Raw genomic sequence first — 21,176 nt, 5'->3', positions numbered from 1 at the left:
CAGCCGCCGCCTCGCGGCTCTAGGGGATCGATGACTGAGTATGGCCGGGGCTCAGGCCCCGAACCGTGGCATCCGGAGGACCCGTTGTACGGGGACATCGGATGGGGAGGGCAGCAGGTGGCCGACGGCCAGGCGCCCTACGGCGGCCAGCCGCAGCAGCAGTATCCGCAGCAGCCGCAGCAGCCCCAGGGGCAGTACCCGCAGCAGGGGCATGCCCAGCAAGGTCACCCGCAGCAGCAGCCGTACTACCAGCAGCCTCAGCAGCCGGAGCAGTACGACCAGCAGCACTACGGTCAGCAGCCGCATGCCCAGCAGCAGCATGGTCAGCACCAGCAGCCGCAGGGTCAGCAGCCGCATCAACCCCAGCACCCCCAGCAGGCGCAGCACCCCCAGCACCCTCAGCAGCAGTACGACGAGTGGGGCACCGGGCAGCAGCAGGTGCAGGGGCAGCAGCAGGTCCAAGGACAGCAGACCGGGTACGACCAGCAGTACCAGGGCACCTGGGACACCGGAAGCCACGGCCAGCTGCCGTACGGTGCCGACCCCGCCGACCCCTACGGCGGCCGGCACCCCGGGTACACCGGTGAGCACCCCGACTACTACGGCACCCCCGACGCGTACCCGCCGCCCGAGCCGCCCGCCCGGCGTCGAGCCGCTCCCGAACCGAAGCCGGACTGGGATCCGGGACCGGACCAGGGCGAACACGCCTTCTTCTCCGGCGGGGACGATGACGACGACGCCGAGGAAGAGTCCCGCAGTCGGCGCGGCGGACGCGGTGACCGGCGCGGACGCGGCGGCAAAGGGAAGAAGCGCCGCAGCGGCTGTGCGTGCCTGGTCGTCACCCTGGTCTTCGCGGGTGGACTCGGCGGTGTGGGCTATTTCGGCTACCAGTTCTACCAAAACAAGTTCGGCAAGGCCCCGGACTTCGCGGGTGACGGACTCTCCTCGACCGTCATCGTGGAGATCCCCAAGGGTGCGGGCGGCTATGCCATCGGGCAGAAGCTCAAGGAGGCCGGCGTCGTCAAGAGCGTGGACGCGTTCGTGGCCGCGCAGGCGCAGAACGCCAAGGGCAACACGATCCAGGCCGGCGTCTACACGATGAAGAAGCAGATGTCGGCCGACAGTGCTGTCGCGCTGATGCTCAGCCCCAAGAGCCGTAACAACCTCATCATCGCCGAGGGCCGCAGAAACGCCTGGGTGTACGAGCAGATCGACAAGCGGCTCGAATTGCCCGAAGGTACGACGAAGGATGTCGCGAAGAAGGACCTGAAATCTCTCGGGCTGCCTTCCTGGGCGAATACGAACAAGGATATAAAGGATCCGCTGGAAGGATTCCTCTTCCCCGCCAGTTATCCCGTGGCCAAGGGTATGAAGCCTGCCGATGTCCTGAAGAAGATGGTGGCGCAGGCCAAGTCGAAGTACGACGAGTACGACCTGGAGAAGAAGGCCAAGGACCTCAATCTCAAGGATCCGTTGCAGGTCGTCACGGTCGCGAGCCTGGTGCAGGCCGAGGGTATGACGCACGACGACTTCAAGAAGATGGCCGCCGTCGTGTACAACCGCCTCAAGGACACGAACACGGCCACCAACCAGAAGCTCGAATTCGACTCGACCTACAATTACGCCAAGGGTCAGAGCAAGATCGATATTTCGGTGAAGGAAATCCGGAACTTCGACGACCCGTACAACACCTACGTCTACCGGGGCCTGCCGCCGGGGCCGATCGGTAACCCGGGCGATGAAGCGATGAGGGCGGCCATCGAACCCGACGGCGGTGGCTGGATGTTCTTCGTCTCCGTCGACGGAAAGACGACCAAGTTCACGACGGACTTGGCCGAGCACGACAAACTGGTTCAGGAATTCAATGAACGACGGCAGAACGACGGCTGAGCGGGAGCGGGCGCGCGGGCAGGCGCGGGCGGAGAGTCGCCGTGCGGCGGTTCTCGGCTCACCGATCGCGCACTCCCTCTCCCCGGTGCTGCACCGGGCCGCGTACGAGGAACTGGGCCTCGACGGCTGGACGTACGACCGTTTCGAGGTGGACGAGACCGGGCTGCCCGGGTTCTTCGACGGGCTCGGGGACGACTGGGCGGGACTGTCACTGACGATGCCGCTCAAGCGGGCCGTGATACCGCTGCTCGACACGGTCAGCGCGACCGCGGCGTCCGTCGGGGCCGTCAACACCGTCGTCTTCACCGACGACGGGCGCCGGGTCGGAGACAACACCGACGTCCCCGGAATGGTCGCGGCGCTGCGGGAACGCGGGGTCGAGAGCGTGGAGAGTGCCGCCGTGCTCGGGGCGGGGGCCACCGCGTCCTCCGCGCTCGCCGCGCTGGCCCGGATCTGTACGGGCGAGATCGTCGCGTATGTCCGGGGGCCCGAGCGCGCCGCCGAGATGCGGCAGTGGGGCGAGCGCCTCGACCTCGATGTGCGGACGGCGGACTGGGCGGACGCCGGGCGCGCCCTGCGGGCTCCTCTGGTGATCGCGACGACCCCCGCGGGGGCGACGGACGCCCTGGCCCTTGAGGTGCCCGCCCGACCGGCCACCCTCTTCGACGTGCTCTACGAGCCGTGGCCCACGGCGCTCGCGGCACGGTGGTCCGCCCACGGCGGGGCCGTCGTCGGAGGGCTCGACCTCCTGGTCCACCAGGCGGTCCTCCAGGTGGAACAGATGACGGGCGTGTCGACCGGCCCGCTGGCGGCGATGCGGCACGCAGGGGAACGAGCCCTGAAGGACCGCTGACCGGTCCTGACGGGAAGAGGAGTACCGAGGCGAGCGGATCCCGTCCGGCGTCCGCCAGGACCCGGCGCTGTCCGCGTGGTGGACCTTGCGCGTGGGCAATTCGCCGGACGTGGGAGGATCGAAGGGGCGGGGCAGGGGTGCGTACCCCGGCCGCGCCGCCGCACGATCCAGGCGCGAGCAAGAGGAGCACCGTTGAGCAGGTTGCGCTGGCTGACCGCGGGGGAGTCGCACGGCCCCGCACTGGTGGCGACATTGGAGGGACTTCCCGCCGGTGTCCCGATCACCACGGAGATGGTGGCCGACCACCTCGCCCGCCGCCGCCTCGGCTATGGACGCGGCGCCCGGATGAAGTTCGAGCAGGACCAGGTCACCTTCCTCGGCGGCGTCCGGCACGGCCTGACCATCGGCTCCCCGGTCGCCATCATGGTCGGCAACACCGAGTGGCCCAAGTGGGACCAGGTCATGTCCGCCGACCCGGTTGACCCGGCCGAACTCGACCAGCTCGCGCGCAACGCCCCGCTCACCCGCCCCCGCCCCGGCCACGCCGACCTCGCGGGCATGCAGAAGTACGGCTTCGACGAGGCCCGTCCGATCCTGGAACGCGCCTCCGCACGGGAGACCGCGGCCCGGGTCGCCCTCGGCGCGGTGGCCCGCTCCTTCCTCAAGGAGACCGCCGGTATCGAGATCGTCAGCCATGTCGTGGAGCTGGCGTCCGCGAAGGCCCCGTACGGCGTCCTGCCCGTGCCCGGCGATGTCGAGAAGCTCGACGCGGACCCGGTGCGCTGCCTGGACGCCGACGCGTCGAAGGCGATGGTCGCCGAGATCGACCAGGCCCACAAGGACGGCGACACCCTCGGCGGCGTCGTCGAGGTCCTCTCCTACGGTGTGCCGGTCGGCCTCGGCTCGCATGTGCACTGGGACCGGCGCCTGGACGCCCGGCTCGCCGGCGCGCTCATGGGCATCCAGGCCATCAAGGGCGTCGAGGTCGGCGACGGCTTCGGACTGGCCCGGGTCCCCGGCTCGCAGGCGCACGACGAGATCGTCTCCACGGCCGACGGCATCCGGCGCTCGACCGGCCGCTCGGGCGGCACCGAGGGCGGCCTGAGCACCGGCGAACTCCTGCGTGTACGGGCCGCGATGAAGCCCATCGCGACCGTGCCCCGCGCCCTCGCCACCGTCGACGTCTCCACCGGCGAGGCCACCAAGGCCCACCACCAGCGCTCCGACGTGTGCGCCGTGCCGGCGGCCGGCATCGTCGCCGAGGCGATGGTGGCGCTGGTCCTCGCCGACGCGGTCGCCGAGAAGTTCGGCGGCGACAGCGTCCCGGAGACCCGGCGCAACGTCCGCTCGTACCTCGACAACCTGCACATCCGGTGACCGCCGTGACCGGGCCCACCGTCGTCCTCGTCGGGCCGATGGGCGTGGGCAAGTCCACGGTCGGCGCACTCCTCGCCACCTGGCTGGACCGCGCGTACCGCGACACCGACGACGACATCGTGGCCGCCGAGGGCCGCAGCATCTCGGACCTCTTCCTGGACGAGGGCGAGCCCTACTTCCGCGCCGCCGAGAAGGCAGCCGTCCGCACCGCGCTCGCCGAACACCCGGGCGTCCTCTCGCTCGGCGGCGGCGCCGTCCTCGACGCCGACACCCGCGCCCTGCTCGCCAGTCACCCGGTCGTCTATCTGTCGATGGACGTCGAGGAGGCCGTGAAGCGCACCGGCCTGAACGTCGCCCGGCCGCTGCTCGCCGTCAACCCGCGCCGCCAGTGGCGCGAGCTGATGGAAGCCCGCCGCCACCACTACACCGACGTCGCACGGGCCGTCGTCGCCACCGACGGCCGCACCCCCGAAGAGGTCGCCCACGCGGTCCTCGACGCCCTGGAGCTGAAGGCGGCGGGCCCCGGCGGCCGGAGCCCGGACCAGGACCAGGACCCCCGGCAGGAGAAGGCATGAACGAGCAGGCACTCACCCGGATCCAGATCGGCGGCACGGCGGGCACCGAGCCCTACGAGGTGCTCGTCGGACGCCAACTGCTCGGTGAGCTGGGCGCGTTGATCGGCGACCGGGTCAAGCGTGTCGCCGTGATCCACCCTGAGGCGCTCGAAGGCACCGGCGAGGCACTGCGCGCCGACCTCGCCGAGCAGGGCTTCGAAGCCGTCGCCATCCAGGTGCCCAACGCCGAGGAGGCGAAGACCGCCGAGGTCGCCGCGTACTGCTGGAAGGCGCTCGGACAGTCCGGCTTCACCCGCAGCGACGTCATCGTCGGGGTCGGCGGCGGCGCCACCACCGACCTCGCCGGATTCGTCGCGGCGACCTGGCTGCGCGGGGTGCGCTGGATCGCCGTACCGACGACCGTGCTCGCCATGGTGGACGCCGCGGTCGGCGGCAAGACCGGCATCAACACCGCCGAGGGCAAGAACCTCGTCGGCTCCTTCCACCCGCCGGCCGGGGTGCTGTGCGACCTCGCCGCGCTGGACTCGCTCTCCGTGAACGACTACGTGTCCGGGCTCGCCGAGATCATCAAGGCCGGATTCATCGCCGACCCGGTGATCCTCGACCTGATCGAGGAGGACCCGGAGGCCGCCCGCACCCCCTCGGGGCCGCGCACCGCCGAGCTGATCGAACGGTCCATCAGGGTCAAGGCCGAGGTGGTCTCCGGTGACTTGAAGGAGTCCGGGCTGCGGGAGATCCTGAACTACGGTCACACCCTCGCGCACGCCATCGAGAAGAACGAGCGCTACCAGTGGCGGCACGGCGCCGCCGTCGCCGTCGGGATGCACTTCGCCGCCGAACTCGGCCGTCTCGCCGGACGGTTGGACGACGCGACGGCCGACCGGCACCGCACGGTCCTCGAAGCCGTCGGACTGCCCCTCAGTTACCGCTACGACCAGTGGCCCAAGCTCCTGGAGACCATGAAGGTCGACAAGAAGTCCCGGGGCGACCTGCTGCGGTTCATCGTCCTCGACGGTCTCGCCAAGCCCACCGTCCTGGAGGGGCCCGACCCGGCCGTGCTGCTCGCCGCGTACGGCGAGGTGGCCGAGTAACCGGCGGTACGTGACGAATTGACCGACGGTACGTGACGAATTGGCCGACGGCAGGCGACCGAACAGAACGAGCCACCCCGCACCCGGGCACTCCCCGGTCTCCCCGGCCGTTCACACAACGGCGGCCGGGGAAGGTACCGTTCGGTAGCAGACCGGGGCTGTACGGCCCTTCCGCCCAGCGCCAGTCGCCTGTACGAGACGGAGTGGCACCGGATGCAGCACGCAGTGGGGTCTCCGCTGCCGCCGCCCCACCGACCGGGGCACGGACCGGCCGACGGCTGGTCATCGGCCGCGCATCACCCGGGAGGACACCCGGGCCCCGCCCCCGCGGGCCCGCCCCCGGGAGTCGCCGGAGCACCCGGCAGCCCCACGCCACCCCTCTCCCCGGCACCCCAACCGCACGCCCCGACACCGCACCCCCCGGCACCGGGCACCCCGCCGCAGACCCGGGCCCCGCAGCACGCGCCCGCACCCCAGCACGCGCCGCAGCACGCCCCCGGCCGCCCGCCCGCGCCGGGTGCCCCGCCGCAGTCGGCGGCCCCGCAGCAGCACGCGGGCCCGCCGTACGGACCGATACCCCCCTCGCCCGAGACCACCGGGCATATGCGGCTGCCGCCCGGCGGACCCGTCGCCGTGCCGAGCCCGCCACCGGCTCCGGGCGGCACCGACCTGGCCGGGATCACCCTCGCGGTGCTGCTCATCGGGCCCGCGGGCGCCGGCAAGACCAGCGTCGCCAAGTACTGGGCGGACCACCGCCGCGTCCCCACCGCGCACATCAGCCTCGACGACGTCCGCGAATGGGTGCGCTCGGGCTTCGCCGACCCCCAGTCCGGGTGGAACGACCACTCGGAGGCCCAGTACCGCCTGGCCCGTCGCACCTGCGGCTTCGCCGCCCGTAACTTCCTGGCCAACGGCATCTCGTGCATCTTGGACGACGCCGTCTTCCCCGACCGGCCCGTCGTGGGGCTCGGTGGCTGGAAACGGCATGTGGGACCGGGGCTGCTGCCCGTCGTCCTGCTGCCGGGCCTTGAGATCGTCCTGGAGCGCAACGCCGAGCGCAGTGGCAACCGCCGTCTCACCGACGAGGAAGTCGCCCGTATCCACGGCCGGATGGCCGGGTGGTACGGATCGGGGCTGCCGATCATCGACAACTCCCAGCTCGACGTCCCGGCCACCGCCCGCGTCCTCGACGGCGTACTCGCCCGCTCCATCGCCAGCCCCCCGCAGTGGTGACACCGCACCCCTGACCGCCTTCCCGGCCGCACCTCTGAGCGCGCTCCGCACCCCGCTCCACCGCGCTCCCCACGGCACTCGCCGCCGCCCGGTCGGACGCGCTGACCGGGCCGACCTCCGCCCGCGCTCGTACGCTCGGGTCATGTCAGAGGTGTACGCGGTCCGGCGGGAGCGGCTCCGCGAGCGGTGCGCGGCGGGCGGCAGTGCGGCGGCGCTGGTCTCCCGGCCCGCCAATGTCCGCTATCTCGCCGGACCGGCGCCCGAGGGTGCCGTCCTCCTGGTGGGCGGGGGAGAGGACCTGCTGATCTGCGCGGCCCCGCCCTCCGGACAGACCGGGGCCGCCCGTCCCGACGACGCGCTGCGCACCCAGCTGCTGCCCGCGCCCGCCGGTGACCCGGCCGTTGCCGCCGCCGGCGCCGCCGTGTCGCTCGGTGTGGACTCGCTTGCCGTCGAGGAGCACCATCTGACCGTCGCCCGGCACCGCGCCCTCGGCTCCGTCGCGCCCCGGCTCCGCCTCGGCGACCTCGGCGGCGCCGTCGAGCAGCTGCGGCTGGTCAAGGACGAGGAGGAGATCTCGTGTCTGCGGATCGCCGCCGAGATCACCGACCAGGCCCTCGGTGAACTCCTCGAATCGATCCTCGTCGGCCGCACCGAACGCCATCTCGCACTGGAACTGGAGCGCCGTCTGGTCGACCACGGCGCCGACGGCCCGGCCTTCCCCACCGCCGTCGGAACCGGGCCCAACGCGGGACGCGGCGGCCACCGCCCCACCGACCGCCGGGTCGAGGAGGGCGATTTTCTCTCCGTCTGCCTCGGCGCCACCTACCGCGGCTACCGCTGCGAGATCGGCCGTACCTTCGTCATCGGCACCTCGCCCGCGGACTGGCAGATCGAGCTGTACGACCTGGTCTTCGCCGCTCAGCGCGCCGGTCGGGAGGCCCTGGTGCCCGGCGCGGCCTGCCGGGACGTCGACCGCGCGGTCCGCCATGTGCTGGGCTCGGCGGGGCACGGTGAGGGCCTCGCACCCGTCACCGGACATGGTGTCGGACTCGAAATCGACGAGGAGCCGCAGTTCGCCCCCGCGGCCATGGGTAAACTGGACGCTTGTGTGCCGGTCACCGTCGAACCGGGGGTTCACCTCCCTGGCCGGGGCGGAGTCCGGATCGATGACACGCTCGTCGTCCGCCCCGAGGCGGACGGCGGACCCGAGCTACTCACCATCACGACCAAGGAGCTGCTCGCGCTCTAGCCTCAGCCATCGCTGAGGAGCCGGACGCGGGTCCCCGGGTCGTCCACGTCAGTCCAGGAGATTCCGCAACCGTGGCTTCCACGAACGACCTCAAGAACGGCATGGTGCTCAAGCTCGAAGGCGGCCAGCTCTGGTCCGTCGTCGAGTTCCAGCACGTCAAGCCCGGCAAGGGCCCGGCCTTCGTCCGCACCAAGCTGAAGAACGTGCTGTCCGGCAAGGTGGTGGACAAGACGTTCAACGCCGGTGTCAAGGTCGAGGCGGCCACTGTCGACAAGCGCGGGATGCAGTTCTCGTACATGGACGGCGACTACTTCGTCTTCATGGACATGGACACGTACGACCAGCTGCATGTCGACCGCAAGTCCGTCGGCGACTCCGCCAACTTCCTGATCGAGGGCTTCGAGGCCGTCGTCGCCCAGCACGACGGTTCGGTGCTCTACGTCGAGCTGCCCGCCGCCGTCGAACTGGTCATCGCGGAGACCGAGCCCGGTGTCCAGGGCGACCGTTCCACCGGCGGCACCAAGCCCGCCAAGCTGGAGACCGGGTACGAGATCCAGGTCCCGCTCTTCATCACCACCGGCGAGAAGATCAAGGTGGACACGCGCTCGGGCGACTACCTCGGCCGGGTGAACAGCTAACCGTGGCTGCCCGTAACACGGCCCGCAAGCGTGCCTTCCAGATCCTCTTCGAGGGCGACCAGCGCGGTGCCGACGTCGTCACGGTCCTCGGGGACTGGATCCGGCACTCGCGGACCGACACCCGGCAGCCGCCGGTCAGCGAGTACACCATGCAGCTCGTCGAGGGGTACGCCACGCAGGCGGCCCGGATCGACGAGCTGATCGCGCAGTACGCGGTCGGCTGGACGCTGGACCGGATGCCCGTGGTCGACCGCAACATCCTGCGGCTCGGGGCGTACGAGCTGATCTGGGTCGACGAGACCCCCGACGCCGTGGTGCTCGACGAGGCCGTGCAGCTCGCCAAGGAGTTCTCCACGGACGACTCACCCGCCTTCGTCAACGGACTCCTGGGCCGGTTCAAGGACCTCAAGCCGACGCTTCGGCGCGAGGAAGCCTGACCGGGACCACGGGAGAACGACCAGGGAGGGCCCCGCAGCGATGCTGCGGGGCCCTCCCTGGTGGTTACGCCGAACGGGTGACTGGTCTCTCCCGGGCGGCACGTTTCTTCAGTGGTGCGGTGGGGTGTCAGCCCTCCTCGTGGGCCACCGCGCGGCGCGCGTCCGCGTCCAGCACGCCCCAGCTGATGAGCTGCTCGGTGAGGACGGACGGCGACTGGTCGTAGATGACGGCGAGGGTGCGCAGGTCGTCCTGGCGGATCGACAGCACCTTGCCGTTGTAGTCACCGCGCTGGGACTGGATCGTCGCCGCATAACGCTGGAGCGGGCCCGCCTTCTCGGCCGGCACATGCGCCAGCCGCTCCAGGTCCAGGACGAGCTTCGGCGGCGGCTCGGCGGCCCCGCCGGGAGTGGTGCCCGGCAGCAGCTCCTGCACCGGCACACCGTAGAAATCCGCCAGCTCGGCCAGGCGCTGCACGGTGACGGCACGGTCCCCGCGCTCGTACGACCCGACCACGACGGCCTTCCAGCGTCCCTGGGACTTCTCCTCGACGCCGTGGAGTGACAGGCCCTGCTGGGTGCGGATGGCCCGGAGCTTGGCCCCGAGCTGTTTGGCGTATTCGCTGGACATATAGCTCCCGGACACTGTGTCTCGAGCGGCTGTGCCGCGCGGCTGGTGACTCACTGTGAGGTTACGCAGCGTGACTTGCATGCGTCAAGCCGAAGGGTCAGCACCGACTCTTCCCTGCGCGGGCCCGAGGCGCACGGTGAGGGGGGTTGAACAGGGGGAACGGGCGGCCTGCTAATCTGAGTGGCGCAAATCCGACGTCCTTTAAGATCCGTCCCGTGAGGCGGAGAAGGAGGTCTGTTTCCCATGGCTCCCATGGACATGAACAGCCCTGATGCCGCACGCCCCGTTCTGGAGGCCCCCGACATCGCGCGGGTCCTGACCCGCATCGCCCACGAGATCGTCGAACGTGCCAAGGGCGCCGACGACGTGGTGCTTCTCGGCATCCCGACCCGCGGGGTCCACCTCGCGCGACGGCTCGCCGCCAAGCTGGCCGAGATCACCGGTGCCACCGTGCCGGTCGGCTTCCTCGACATCACCATGTACCGCGACGACCTGCGCATGCATCCCCCGCGCGCGCTGGCCCGCACCGAGATCCCCGCCGACGGCATCGACGGCCGCCTGGTCGTCCTCGTCGACGACGTGCTCTTCTCGGGCCGCACCATCCGCGCCGCGCTGGACGCGCTGAACGACATCGGGCGCCCCCGTGCCGTCCAGCTCGCGGTCCTGGTCGACCGCGGCCACCGCGAACTGCCCATCAGAGCCGACTACGTCGGCAAGAACCTCCCCACGTCGCTGCGCGAGACCGTCAAGGTCCAGCTCGCCGAGGAGGACGGCCGCGACACCGTCCTGCTCGGTCTGAAGGCGCCCGCGCCGGTCGGCGAGCAGTAGCTCCGCAGCCGCGCGCGTACGGGCCGCCCGGCCTGTCCCGAGCCGGACCGCTCGCACCGTACGCGCCCGCCGCACGCACTCGCCGCACGCGCCCGTCCGCCGTGCCCCACCGGGGACGCCCCCGGGCCCACGATGTCCTGAACCGTCTTACGGAGCCTGAAAGATGCAGCGTCATCTCATCTCGGCCGCCGACCTCACCCGCGACGACGCCGTCCTGATCCTCGACACCGCCGAGGAGATGGCCCGGGTCGCCGACCGGCCGATCAAGAAACTGCCGACCCTGCGCGGCCGTACCGTCGTCAACCTCTTCTTCGAGGACTCCACCCGTACCCGGATCTCCTTCGAGGCCGCCGAGAAGCGGCTCTCCGCCGATGTCATCAACTTCACCGCCAAGGGCTCGTCGGTCTCCAAGGGCGAGTCCCTCAAGGACACCGCGCAGACCCTGGAGGCGATGGGCGTCGACGCCGTCGTCATCCGGCACGGCGCCTCCGGAGCGCCCTACCGGCTCGCCACCTCCGGCTGGATCGACGCCGTCGTGATCAACGCGGGCGACGGCACCCACCAGCACCCCACGCAGGCCCTGCTCGACGCCTTCACCATGCGGCGCCGGCTCGTCGGCCGGGACGAGGGGATCGGCCAGGACCTCACCGGCAAACGCATCACCCTCGTCGGAGACGTCCTGCACAGCCGCGTCGCCCGGTCCAACGTCGACCTGCTGCACACCCTCGGCGCCGAGGTCACCCTCGTCGCGCCGCCCACCCTGGTGCCGGTCGGCGTCGGCCACTGGCCCTGCCAGGTCTCGTACGACCTCGACGCCGTGCTGCCCAAGTCGGACGCCGTGATGATGCTGCGGGTGCAGCGCGAGCGGATGAACGCCGCGTTCTTCCCCACCGAGCGCGAGTACGCGCGCCGCTACGGGCTCGACGGCGACCGCATGGCCAGGATGCCCGAGCACGCGATCGTGATGCACCCCGGGCCGATGGTCCGCGGCATGGAGATCACCGCCGAGGTCGCCGACTCCCCGCGCTGCACCGTCGTCGAGCAGGTCACCAACGGCGTCTCCATCCGTATGGCGGTCCTCTATCTGCTGCTCGGCGGCAATGAACCCGCCGTCACCCACACCCGTACCGAGGAGAAGTAAGCGACATGAGCAAGACCCTGATCCGTGGTGCGAAGGTGCTCGGCGGCGAGCCTCAGGACGTCCTCATCGACGGCGGGACCATCGCGCGCGTGGGTGACGCCGTCGAGGCCGACGGCGCCACCGTGGTCGAGGCCGAGGGACACGTCCTGCTGCCCGGCCTGGTCGACCTGCACACCCATCTGCGCGAGCCGGGCCGGGAGGACTCCGAGACCGTCCTCACCGGCACCCGGGCCGCCGCCACCGGCGGCTTCACCGCCGTGCACGCCATGGCCAACACCTTCCCCGTCGCGGACACCGCCGGTGTGGTCGAGCAGGTCTGGCGCCTGGGCCGCGAGTACGGCTACTGCGACGTCCAGCCCGTCGGCGCCGTCACCGTCGGCCTGGAGGGCAACAAGCTCGCCGAACTCGGCGCCATGCACGACTCCGCGGCCGGCGTCATGGTCTTCTCGGACGACGGCAAGTGCGTGGACGACGCCGTGATCATGCGGCGCGCCCTGGAGTACGTGAAGGCGTTCGGCGGCGTCGTCGCACAGCACGCGCAGGAGCCCCGGCTGACCGAGGGCGCCCAGATGAACGAGGGCACCGTCTCCGCCGAACTGGGCCTCGGCGGCTGGCCCGCCGTCGCCGAGGAGTCGATCATCGCCCGCGATGTCCTGCTCGCCGCCCATGTCGGCTCCCGCGTCCACATCTGCCATCTCTCCACCGCCGGATCCGTCGAGCTGGTCCGCTGGGCCAAGTCCAAGGGCTGGGACGTCACCGCCGAGGTCACCCCGCACCACCTGCTGCTCACCGACGAACTCGTCCGCAGCTACGACCCCGTGTACAAGGTCAACCCGCCGCTGCGCACCGAGGCCGATGTGATGGCGCTGCGCGAGGCCCTGGCCGACGGCACCATCGACTGCGTCGCCACCGACCACGCCCCGCACCCGCACGAGGACAAGGACTGCGAGTGGGCCGCCGCCGCCATGGGCATGGTCGGTCTGGAGACCGCGCTCTCCGTCGTGCAGCACACCATGGTCGACTCCGGCCTCCTCGACTGGGCGGGCGTCGCCGACCGCATGTCCTTCAGGCCCGCCGAGATCGGCCGCCTGAGCGGACACGGCCGCCCCGTCTCGGAGGGTGAGCCCGCCAACCTGACCCTGGTCGATCCGGCATACCGTGGGGCCGTGGACCCCGCGGGCTTCGCCTCCCGCAGCCGCAACACCCCCTACGCGGGCCGTGAGCTGCCGGGGCGCGTCACCCACACCTGGCTGCGGGGCCGCGCCACGCTCGTCGACGGGAAGCTCGCGTGACACCTCACACACCCCTCCGCACCGTAGAAGCGTTCGCCGCGCTCGCCGCCGAGCAGAAGTCGGCCGATGTCACCGACTGGGCCGCGCGCGTCGGCTGGCTCGTCGGACTCGCCCTCTTCGTCGCGCTCGTCTACTGGCTGATGCGCGAGGGCTGGAAGTGGCGCGGCACCCTCCAGGGCGACCTCCCCGAGCTGCCGACCGTGCCGTCCGAGCCCGGCCCGGTGACACTGGGCATGAGTGGCCGCTACCACGGCTCGACCACCGCCGGGCAGTGGCTCGACCGGATCGTGGCGCACGGCCTCGGCACCCGCTCGCGCGTCGAGCTGACCCTCACCGACGCGGGCCTCGACGTCGTACGCCCCGGCGCCGCCGACTTCTTCGTCCCGGCGGACCGGCTGCGCGGCGCCCGGCTCGACAAGGGCATCGCCGGCAAGGTCCTCACCGAAGGCGGACTCCTCGTCGTCACCTGGGAGCACGGCGACCGGCTGATCGACTCCGGATTCCGCTCCGACCGGGCCGCCGAGCACCCCGCCTGGGTCGAAGCCCTCACCGCCCTGAGTCCCACCACGGACCACACCACGAACCGAACCATGGAAGGCGCCGAACGATGACGCAGCCGACCTCCACCCGAGGAGCCAAGGCTCCCGCCGTACTCGTCCTGGAGGACGGCCGCGTCTTCCGGGGCCGCGCCTACGGAGCCGTCGGCGAGACCTTCGGGGAAGCCGTCTTCAACACCGGCATGACCGGTTACCAGGAGACGCTCACCGACCCCTCGTACCACCGCCAGGTCGTCGTGATGACCGCCCCGCACATCGGCAACACCGGCGTCAACGACGAGGACCCCGAGTCCCGGCGCATCTGGGTCTCCGGCTATGTCGTCCGCGACCCCGCGCGCGTGCCGTCCAACTGGCGCGCCCGGCGCTCCCTGGACGAGGAACTCGCCGCCCAGGGCGTCGTCGGGATCTCCGGCATCGACACCCGCGCCCTCACCCGGCATCTGCGCGAGCGCGGCGCCATGCGCGTCGGCATCTTCTCCGGCAACGCGCTCCCCGACGAGGGCACCATGCTCGCCGAGGTCCGCCAGGCCCCCGAGATGGCGGGCGCCGACCTCGCCGCCGAGGTCGCCACCAAGGAGCCGTACGTCGTCCCGGCGCTCGGCCCCGACGGCGCGCCCCTGCCGCTCGGTACCGCCCGCCTCACCGTCGCCGCCATCGACCTCGGCATCAAGGGCATGACGCCCTACCGCATGGCCGAGCGCGGCATCGAGGTGCACGTCCTGCCCGCCACGGCGACCGCCGACGACGTGTACGCCGTCGCCCCCGACGGTGTGTTCTTCTCCAACGGACCCGGCGACCCCGCCACCGCCGACCACCCCGTCGCCGTCATGCGCGAGGTCCTGGACCGCGGCACCCCGCTGTTCGGCATCTGCTTCGGCAACCAGATCCTCGGCCGCGCCCTCGGCTTCGGCACGTACAAGCTGAAGTACGGGCACCGGGGCATCAACCAGCCCGTGCAGGACCGGACCACCGGCAAGGTGGAGGTCACCGCGCACAACCACGGCTTCGCCGTCGACGCGCCCCTCGACCGGATCAGCGACACCCCCTACGGCCGCGCCGAGGTCTCCCACGTCTGCCTGAACGACCAGGTGGTGGAGGGGCTGCGGCTCCTGGACCGGCCGGCGTTCAGCGTCCAGTACCACCCCGAGGCCGCAGCGGGCCCGCACGACGCGGCCTATCTGTTCGACCGCTTCACGTCTTTGATGGACACCGTCCTGATGGAGGGCCAGCGTGCCTAAGCGCACCGATATCCAGTCCGTCCTGGTCATCGGTTCCGGACCGATCGTCATCGGACAGGCCGCCGAGTTCGACTACTCCGGCACCCAGGCGTGCCGCGTCCTCAAGGCCGAGGGCCTGCGGGTGATCCTCGTCAACTCCAACCCGGCGACGATCATGACCGACCCGGAGATCGCCGACGCCACCTATGTCGAGCCGATCACCCCCGAGTTCGTCGAGAAGATCATCGCCAAGGAGCGGCCCGACGCGCTGCTGCCCACCCTCGGCGGCCAGACCGCCCTGAACACCGCCATCTCGCTGCACGAGGCGGGCACCCTCGACCGGTACGGCGTCGAGCTGATCGGCGCCCATGTCGAGGCCATCAACAAAGGCGAGGACCGCGAGCTGTTCAAGGAGGTCGTGGAAGCCGTCCACGCCAAGATCGGGTACGGCGAGTCCGCCCGCTCGGTGATCTGCCACACCATGGACGACGTCATCGGCGGCGTCGACACACTCGGCGGCTACCCCGTCGTCGTCCGCCCCTCCTTCACCATGGGCGGCGCGGGCTCCGGCTTCGCGCACGACGAGGAGGAACTGCGCCGCATCGCCGGCCAGGGCCTCACCCTGTCGCCGACCACCGAGGTGCTCCTGGAGGAGTCCATCCTCGGCTGGAAGGAGTACGAGCTGGAGCTGATGCGCGACAAGCACGACAACGTCGTGGTCGTCTGCTCCATCGAGAACTTCGACCCGATGGGCGTCCACACCGGCGACTCCATCACGGTCGCCCCGGCGATGACGCTCACCGACCGCGAATACCAGATCCTGCGGGACATCGGCATCGCCGTCATCCGTGAGGTGGGCGTCGACACCGGTGGCTGCAACATCCAGTTCGCGGTCGACCCCGAGGACGGCCGGGTCATCGTCATCGAGATGAACCCGCGGGTCTCGCGCTCGTCGGCGCTCGCGTCGAAGGCCACCGGTTTCCCGATCGCGAAGATCGCCGCGAAGCTCGCCGTCGGCTACACCCTCGATGAGATCCCCAACGACATCACCGAGCAGACCCCGGCCTCCTTCGAACCCACCCTCGACTATGTCGTGGTGAAGGCCCCCCGCTTCGCGTTCGAGAAGTTCCCCTCGGCCGACTCCACGCTGACCACCACCATGAAGTCGGTCGGCGAGGCCATGGCCATCGGCCGTAACTTCACCGAGGCCCTCCAGAAGGCCCTGCGGTCCCTGGAGAAGAAGGGCTCGCAGTTCACGTTCGTGGGCGAGCCGGGTGACAAGCGGCTGCTCCTCGAAGAGGCCGTACGGCCGACCGACGGGCGCATCAACTCCGTCATGCAGGCCATCCGGGCCGGCGCGACAGCCGACGAGGTCTTCGACGCCACCAAGATCGACCCCTGGTTCGTGGACCAGCTCTTCCTGATCAAGGAGATCGCGGACGAGCTGGCCGCCGCCGAGAGACTCGACCCCGAACTGCTCGCCGAGGCCAAGCGGCACGGCTTCTCGGACGCCCAGATCGCCCAGATCCGCGGCCTGCGCGAGGACGTCGTCCGCGAGGTACGGCACGCCCTTGGCGTCCGCCCGGTCTACAAGACGGTCGACACCTGCGCCGCCGAATTCGCCGCGAAGACCCCGTACTTCTACTCCTCCTACGACGAGGAGACCGAGGTCGCGCCCCGCGAGAAGCCCGCGGTGATCATCCTGGGCTCCGGGCCCAACCGCATCGGCCAGGGCATCGAGTTCGACTACTCCTGCGTGCACGCCTCCTTCGCGCTGCACGACGCGGGCTACGAGACCGTGATGGTCAACTGCAACCCGGAGACCGTCTCCACCGACTACGACACCTCCGACCGCCTGTACTTCGAGCCGCTCACCCTCGAAGACGTCCTGGAGATCGTGCACGCCGAGTCCCTCGCCGGACCGATCGCCGGAGTCATCGTCCAACTCGGCGGCCAGACCCCGCTCGGCCTCGCCCAGGCACTCAAGGACAACGGCGTCCCCGTCGTCGGCACCCCGCCCGAGGCCATCCACGCCGCCGAGGACCGCGGCGCCTTCGGCCAGGTGCTCGCCGAGGCGGGCCTGCCCGCGCCCAAGCACGGCACCGCCACCACCTTCGCGGGCGCCAAGGCCATCGCCGACGAGATCGGCTACCCGGTCCTGGTCCGGCCCTCGTACGTGCTCGGCGGACGCGGCATGGAGATCGTCTACGACGAGACCCGTCTGGAGTCGTACATCGCCGAGTCCACCGAGATCTCGCCGATCCGGCCCGTCCTGGTCGACCGTTTCCTGGACGACGCCATCGAGATCGACGTGGACGCCCTCTACGACGGTACGGAGCTGTACCTCGGCGGTGTCATGGAGCACATCGAGGAGGCCGGGATCCACTCCGGCGACTCGGCGTGCGCCCTGCCCCCGATCACCCTCGGCGGCTTCGACATCAAGCGGCTGCGCGCCTCGACCGAGGCCATCGCCCGCGGGGTGGGCGTCCGGGGCCTGATCAACATCCAGTTCGCGCTGGCCGGTGACATCCTCTACGTCCTGGAGGCCAACCCGCGCGCCTCGCGCACCGTCCCCTTCACCTCGAAGGCGACCGCCGTGCCGCTGGCGAAGGCCGCCGCCCGGATCTCGCTGGGCGCCACCGTCGCGGAACTGCGCGCCGAGGGACTCCTGCCGGCCCAGGGCGACGGCGGCACGCTCCCGCTGGACGCGCCGATCTCCGTCAAGGAGGCCGTCATGCCGTGGTCGCGGTTCCGCGACATCTACGGCCGCGGCGTCGACACCGTCCTCGGACCCGAGATGCGCTCGACGGGCGAGGTCATGGGCATCGACTCGGTCTTCGGCACGGCATACGCCAAGTCGCAGGCCGGCGCGTACGGGCCGCTGCCCACCAAGGGCCGCGCCTTCATCTCGGTCGCCAACCGGGACAAGCGCTCGATGATCTTCCCGGCGCGTGAACTCGTCGCCCACGGCTTCGAGTTGCTCGCCACCTCCGGCACCGCCGAGGTTCTCAAGCGCAACGGCATCAACGCCACCGTCGTACGCAAGCACAGCGAGGGCGAGGGGCCGAACGGCGAGCGGACGATCGTCCAGCTCATCCACGAGGGCGAGGTCGACCTCATCGTCAACACGCCCTACGGCACCGGCGGCCGACTCGACGGATACGACATCCGGACGGCCGCCGTGGCGCGCTCCGTACCGTGTCTGACGACCGTGCAGGCGCTCGCCGCGGCCGTCCAGGGCATCGACGCGCTCAACCACGGCGACGTCGGGGTCCGCTCCCTCCAGGAACACGCGGAACGCCTCACCGCGGGCCGCGACTAGCCGTTCCCCAGGGGGACACCGGAAACGGTGTCCCCCTCTCCACGAGGCCCCTCTCCCGAGGCCACCACGAGGCCACCCCTCACGAGGACACCGCCATGTACCGACTCTTCTTCGACCTCGTCTTCCGCCGGATGGACCCCGAGCGCGCCCACCACCTGGCCTTCCGCTGGATCCGGCTCGCCGCCCGCTTCCCCGTGCTGCGCACCCTTCTCGCCGCCGTTCTCGCCCCCCGCCACCGGGAGCTGCGCACCGAGGCGTTCGGGCTGCGGATGCACGGCCCGTTCGGACTCGCCGCCGGCTTCGACAAGAACGCCGTCGCGATCGACGGCATGGCGATGCTCGGCTTCGACCACGTCGAGATCGGCACCGTCACCGGCGAACCGCAGCCCGGCAACCCCCGTACGCGACTGTTCCGGCTGGTCCCCGACCGCGCCCTCGTCAACCGCATGGGCTTCAACAACGAGGGCTCCACCGCCGTCGCCGAACGCCTCGCGAGCCGCGCGCCCGTCTTCCGGACGACGGTCGGCGTCAACATCGGCAAGACCAAGGCCGTCCCCGAACAGGAGGCCACCGCCGACTACGTGAAGTCCACCGAACGTCTCGCGCGCCACGCGGACTACCTCGTCGTCAATGTCTCCTCACCGAACACGCCGGGGCTGCGCGACCTCCAGGCCGTCGACCATCTGCGCCCGCTGCTCACGGCCGTCCGCGAGGCCGCCGACCGCAGTGTGCCGGGCCGCCGCGTACCGCTCCTGGTGAAGATCGCGCCCGACCTCGCGGACGAGGACATCGACGCCGTCGCCGACCTCGCGGTCGACCTCGGCCTGGACGGCATCATCGCCACCAACACCACCATCGCGCGCGAGGGACTCGGTCTGACCTCCGACCCCGCGCTCGTGCGGGAGACGGGCGGGCTCTCCGGCGCCCCCCTCAAGGCCCGCTCCCTGGAGGTCCTGCGCCGCCTCTACGCGCGCGTGGGGGACCGCATCACCCTGGTCGGGGTCGGCGGCATCGGGAACGCCGAGGACGCCTGGCAGCGCATCCTGGCCGGCGCGACCCTCGTCCAGGGCTACAGCGCCTTTGTGTACGAGGGCCCCTTCTGGTCCCGCGCGATCCACCGCGGCCTCGCCGCCCGTCTGCGCACCTCCCCGTACGCCACGCTCGCCGAGGCCGTCGGCGCCGACGTAAGGACCCCGGCATGAGCCCCTTCGACCCCTCCGACCCCTCCGACCCGGCCGGCTCCCCGGACGCCTCCGCGCCGTTCGGTACGCGGCTGCGGCACGCCATGGACGCGCGCGGGCCGCTGTGCGTCGGCATCGACCCGCACGCGTCACTGCTACGCGACTGGGGGCTCGGTGACGACATCGCCGCCCTGGAGCGGTTCAGCCGGACGACGGTCGAGGCACTGGCCGACCGGGTCGCCGCGCTGAAGCCGCAGAGCGCGTTCTACGAGCGGTTCGGCTCCCGTGGCATCGCCGTCCTGGAACGCACCGTCGAGGACGCGCGCGCGGCGGGCGCCCTCGTCGTCCTGGACGCCAAGCGCGGGGACATCGGCTCGACCATGAGCGCCTACGCGGAGACCTTCCTCAGCAAAGGCGCCCCCCTGTTCGCCGACGCGCTCACCGTCTCGCCCTACCTCGGCTACGGCTCGCTGCGGCCCGCCGTCGACCTCGCGCGCGAGAACGGCGCAGGGCTGTTCGTGCTCGCCCTCACCTCCAACCCGGAGGGCGCCGAGGTGCAGCACGCGCGCGGTGCGGACGGCCGGACCGTCGGGGCCGGCGTCCTCGCCCATCTCGCCGCCGAGAACGCCCCCGAGATCGCCGGCGGCGCGCCTTTGGGCTCCTTCGGCGCGGTCGTCGGCGCCACCCTCGGAGATCTGTCCTCGTACGACCTCGCCGTCGACGGACCGCTCCTCGCCCCCGGCATCGGCGCCCAGGGCGCGACCCCGGCCGACCTCCCGGGGGTCTTCGGCCGGGCGGTCCGCAATGTCGTGCCGAGCGTCAGCCGGGGTGTCCTGCGTCACGGTCCGGACGTGACCGCGCTGCGCACGTCGGCCGCCCGGTTCGCGGAGGAGATCCGGGAGGCGCTGGGGGAGGGGTGAGATCCGGGAGGGGCCGGGGGAACGGTGAGACCGGCCTCGGCGGGTCGCGTTTCGGGGGGTTCGGGGGTGGGCAGTCTTCGGAATTCGCGTGCTGTCGGACCCGCTCGGCCCGCGTCGCACGGCTTTCCTGGTCGGATCCCTTCACGAATCCGTGGCTTTTTGCCCCAGAATGTCCAGCTAGATTGAGGCTGACCAGGACTTTTCCGCTGTTCTCGCTGACTCCGAGGGCCCTGGCCGCTAGTCTCCGTCGAGTGGGGGCGCCTCCCACGCCCTTCAGGCAGTGGGGGGTGAGCGGGCAAGCGCGTTGCTCGTTGCTCCCCAGGTGTGGGGCGACTAGGTTCCTCACCGGTCCGTATCCGACAGTTCGACATCCGAGGTGACGTAGGCGTGGCTCTTCCGCCCCTTACCCCTGAACAGCGCGCAGCCGCGCTCGAAAAGGCCGCCGCGGCTCGCCGGGAGCGGGCCGAGGTGAAGAATCGACTCAAGCACTCCGGCGCCTCCCTTCACGAGGTCATCAAGCAGGGCCAGGAGAACGACGTCATCGGAAAGATGAAGGTCTCCGCCCTCCTGGAATCCCTGCCCGGCGTGGGCAAGGTCCGCGCCAAGCAGATCATGGAGCGGCTCGGCATCTCCGAGAGCCGCCGAGTACGGGGCCTCGGCTCCAACCAGATCGCCTCCCTGGAGCGCGAGTTCGGCGGAGGCCCCGCCTGACGTTCCCGGGCACTCCCGAGAACCTGGATAATCGCT

General features: G+C 71.1%; 19 protein-coding genes. 18 read left to right on the top strand and 1 reads right to left on the bottom strand.

Going from position 1 to position 21,176, the window contains the following annotated elements:
- The first annotated feature begins 30 nt into the window (after positions 1-30).
- From mltG to nusB, 9 genes are all read left to right on the top strand, one after another.
- Positions 31-1,890: an endolytic transglycosylase MltG gene (gene mltG, locus ACFVT5_RS33845; protein ID WP_389895994.1), complete on the top strand. Its 1,860-nt coding sequence runs from the start codon at positions 31-33 to the stop codon at positions 1,888-1,890.
- Positions 1,865-2,743: a shikimate dehydrogenase gene (locus tag ACFVT5_RS33840; protein ID WP_389895991.1), complete on the top strand. Its 879-nt coding sequence runs from the start codon at positions 1,865-1,867 to the stop codon at positions 2,741-2,743. The genes mltG and ACFVT5_RS33840 overlap by 26 nt, the downstream gene beginning before the upstream one ends.
- A gap of 192 nt (positions 2,744-2,935) precedes the next feature.
- On the top strand, positions 2,936-4,120 hold the full coding sequence (gene aroC / locus ACFVT5_RS33835) for a chorismate synthase (RefSeq protein ID WP_389895989.1): 1,185 nt from the start codon (positions 2,936-2,938) through the stop codon (positions 4,118-4,120).
- A gap of 5 nt (positions 4,121-4,125) precedes the next feature.
- Positions 4,126-4,695 carry a shikimate kinase gene (locus tag ACFVT5_RS33830; RefSeq protein ID WP_389895987.1) on the top strand — a complete coding sequence of 190 codons (570 nt, stop codon included), beginning with the start codon at positions 4,126-4,128 and terminating at the stop codon, positions 4,693-4,695.
- Positions 4,692-5,786 (top strand): 3-dehydroquinate synthase, encoded by a 1,095-nt coding sequence (gene aroB, locus ACFVT5_RS33825; RefSeq protein ID WP_389895985.1) that lies wholly within the window; start codon positions 4,692-4,694, stop codon positions 5,784-5,786. The genes ACFVT5_RS33830 and aroB overlap by 4 nt, the downstream gene beginning before the upstream one ends.
- Before the next feature lie 213 nt (positions 5,787-5,999).
- On the top strand, positions 6,000-7,019 hold the full coding sequence (locus tag ACFVT5_RS33820; RefSeq protein ID WP_389895983.1) for a Pro-rich N-terminal domain-containing protein: 1,020 nt from the start codon (positions 6,000-6,002) through the stop codon (positions 7,017-7,019).
- A gap of 142 nt (positions 7,020-7,161) precedes the next feature.
- Positions 7,162-8,268, top strand: coding sequence for an aminopeptidase P family protein (locus ACFVT5_RS33815; RefSeq protein ID WP_389895981.1), 1,107 nt, complete (start codon positions 7,162-7,164; stop codon positions 8,266-8,268).
- 71 nt (positions 8,269-8,339) lie between these two features.
- Positions 8,340-8,906 carry an elongation factor P gene (efp, locus tag ACFVT5_RS33810; protein WP_389895979.1) on the top strand — a complete coding sequence of 189 codons (567 nt, stop codon included), beginning with the start codon at positions 8,340-8,342 and terminating at the stop codon, positions 8,904-8,906.
- A gap of 2 nt (positions 8,907-8,908) precedes the next feature.
- On the top strand, positions 8,909-9,343 hold the full coding sequence (gene nusB, locus ACFVT5_RS33805; RefSeq protein ID WP_389895977.1) for a transcription antitermination factor NusB: 435 nt from the start codon (positions 8,909-8,911) through the stop codon (positions 9,341-9,343).
- A gap of 127 nt (positions 9,344-9,470) precedes the next feature.
- On the opposite strand, the gene bldD is transcribed toward nusB, so the two are convergent.
- Positions 9,471-9,971, bottom strand: coding sequence for a transcriptional regulator BldD (bldD, locus tag ACFVT5_RS33800; protein ID WP_017945577.1), 501 nt, complete (start codon positions 9,969-9,971; stop codon positions 9,471-9,473).
- 252 nt (positions 9,972-10,223) lie between these two features.
- On the opposite strand from bldD, the gene pyrR reads away from it, so the two are divergent.
- The 9 genes from pyrR (at position 10,224) to ACFVT5_RS33755 (ending at position 21,140) form a co-directional block, all read left to right on the top strand.
- Positions 10,224-10,799, top strand: coding sequence for a bifunctional pyr operon transcriptional regulator/uracil phosphoribosyltransferase PyrR (gene pyrR, locus ACFVT5_RS33795; protein ID WP_389896360.1), 576 nt, complete (start codon positions 10,224-10,226; stop codon positions 10,797-10,799).
- 163 nt (positions 10,800-10,962) lie between these two features.
- Positions 10,963-11,940, top strand: coding sequence for an aspartate carbamoyltransferase catalytic subunit (locus ACFVT5_RS33790; RefSeq protein ID WP_389895975.1), 978 nt, complete (start codon positions 10,963-10,965; stop codon positions 11,938-11,940).
- Positions 11,941-11,945: 5 nt separating this feature from the next.
- Positions 11,946-13,232: a dihydroorotase gene (locus ACFVT5_RS33785; RefSeq protein ID WP_389895972.1), complete on the top strand. Its 1,287-nt coding sequence runs from the start codon at positions 11,946-11,948 to the stop codon at positions 13,230-13,232.
- On the top strand, positions 13,229-13,843 hold the full coding sequence (locus ACFVT5_RS33780; RefSeq protein ID WP_389895970.1) for a hypothetical protein: 615 nt from the start codon (positions 13,229-13,231) through the stop codon (positions 13,841-13,843). Before ACFVT5_RS33785 ends, ACFVT5_RS33780 begins: the two co-directional genes overlap by 4 nt.
- A complete protein-coding gene (gene carA, locus ACFVT5_RS33775) occupies positions 13,840-15,027 on the top strand; it encodes a glutamine-hydrolyzing carbamoyl-phosphate synthase small subunit (protein ID WP_389895968.1) in 1,188 nt (395 codons plus the stop codon). Before ACFVT5_RS33780 ends, carA begins: the two co-directional genes overlap by 4 nt.
- The gene (gene carB / locus ACFVT5_RS33770) at positions 15,020-18,328 is read left to right on the top strand and encodes a carbamoyl-phosphate synthase large subunit (RefSeq protein WP_389895966.1); all 3,309 of its coding nucleotides are present in this window, start codon (positions 15,020-15,022) and stop codon (positions 18,326-18,328) included. The genes carA and carB overlap by 8 nt, the downstream gene beginning before the upstream one ends.
- A gap of 95 nt (positions 18,329-18,423) precedes the next feature.
- Entirely contained in the window at positions 18,424-19,530 is a 1,107-nt protein-coding gene (locus tag ACFVT5_RS33765) for a quinone-dependent dihydroorotate dehydrogenase (protein ID WP_389895963.1), read from the top strand.
- Positions 19,527-20,429, top strand: a complete 903-nt coding sequence (gene pyrF, locus ACFVT5_RS33760; RefSeq protein WP_389895961.1) for an orotidine-5'-phosphate decarboxylase — start codon at positions 19,527-19,529, stop codon at positions 20,427-20,429. Before ACFVT5_RS33765 ends, pyrF begins: the two co-directional genes overlap by 4 nt.
- 387 nt (positions 20,430-20,816) lie before the next feature.
- Positions 20,817-21,140, top strand: coding sequence for an integration host factor (locus ACFVT5_RS33755; protein ID WP_003956414.1), 324 nt, complete (start codon positions 20,817-20,819; stop codon positions 21,138-21,140).
- Positions 21,141-21,176 lie beyond the last annotated feature (36 nt).

Origin of the sequence: Streptomyces sp. NPDC058001 (assembly GCF_042886315.1) — a bacterium.
GTDB lineage: Bacteria > Actinomycetota > Actinomycetes > Streptomycetales > Streptomycetaceae > Streptomyces.
This window is presented reverse-complemented; position numbering and strand designations above follow the sequence as displayed.

Bases quoted from the DNA above. Each gene is read 5' to 3' on its own strand.
- mltG (WP_389895994.1), top strand. From the start codon at position 31: ATGACTGAGTATGGCCGGGGCTCAGGCCCCGAACCGTGGCATCCGGAG.
- ACFVT5_RS33840 (WP_389895991.1), top strand. From the start codon at position 1,865: ATGAACGACGGCAGAACGACGGCTGAGCGGGAGCGGGCGCGCGGGCAG.
- aroB (WP_389895985.1), top strand. From the start codon at position 4,692: ATGAACGAGCAGGCACTCACCCGGATCCAGATCGGCGGCACGGCGGGC.
- ACFVT5_RS33820 (WP_389895983.1), top strand. From the start codon at position 6,000: ATGCAGCACGCAGTGGGGTCTCCGCTGCCGCCGCCCCACCGACCGGGG.
- ACFVT5_RS33815 (WP_389895981.1), top strand. From the start codon at position 7,162: ATGTCAGAGGTGTACGCGGTCCGGCGGGAGCGGCTCCGCGAGCGGTGC.
- bldD (WP_017945577.1), bottom strand. From the start codon at position 9,971: ATGTCCAGCGAATACGCCAAACAGCTCGGGGCCAAGCTCCGGGCCATC.
- pyrR (WP_389896360.1), top strand. From the start codon at position 10,224: ATGGACATGAACAGCCCTGATGCCGCACGCCCCGTTCTGGAGGCCCCC.
- ACFVT5_RS33790 (WP_389895975.1), top strand. From the start codon at position 10,963: ATGCAGCGTCATCTCATCTCGGCCGCCGACCTCACCCGCGACGACGCC.
- ACFVT5_RS33785 (WP_389895972.1), top strand. From the start codon at position 11,946: ATGAGCAAGACCCTGATCCGTGGTGCGAAGGTGCTCGGCGGCGAGCCT.
- carA (WP_389895968.1), top strand. From the start codon at position 13,840: ATGACGCAGCCGACCTCCACCCGAGGAGCCAAGGCTCCCGCCGTACTC.
- ACFVT5_RS33765 (WP_389895963.1), top strand. From the start codon at position 18,424: ATGTACCGACTCTTCTTCGACCTCGTCTTCCGCCGGATGGACCCCGAG.
- pyrF (WP_389895961.1), top strand. From the start codon at position 19,527: ATGAGCCCCTTCGACCCCTCCGACCCCTCCGACCCGGCCGGCTCCCCG.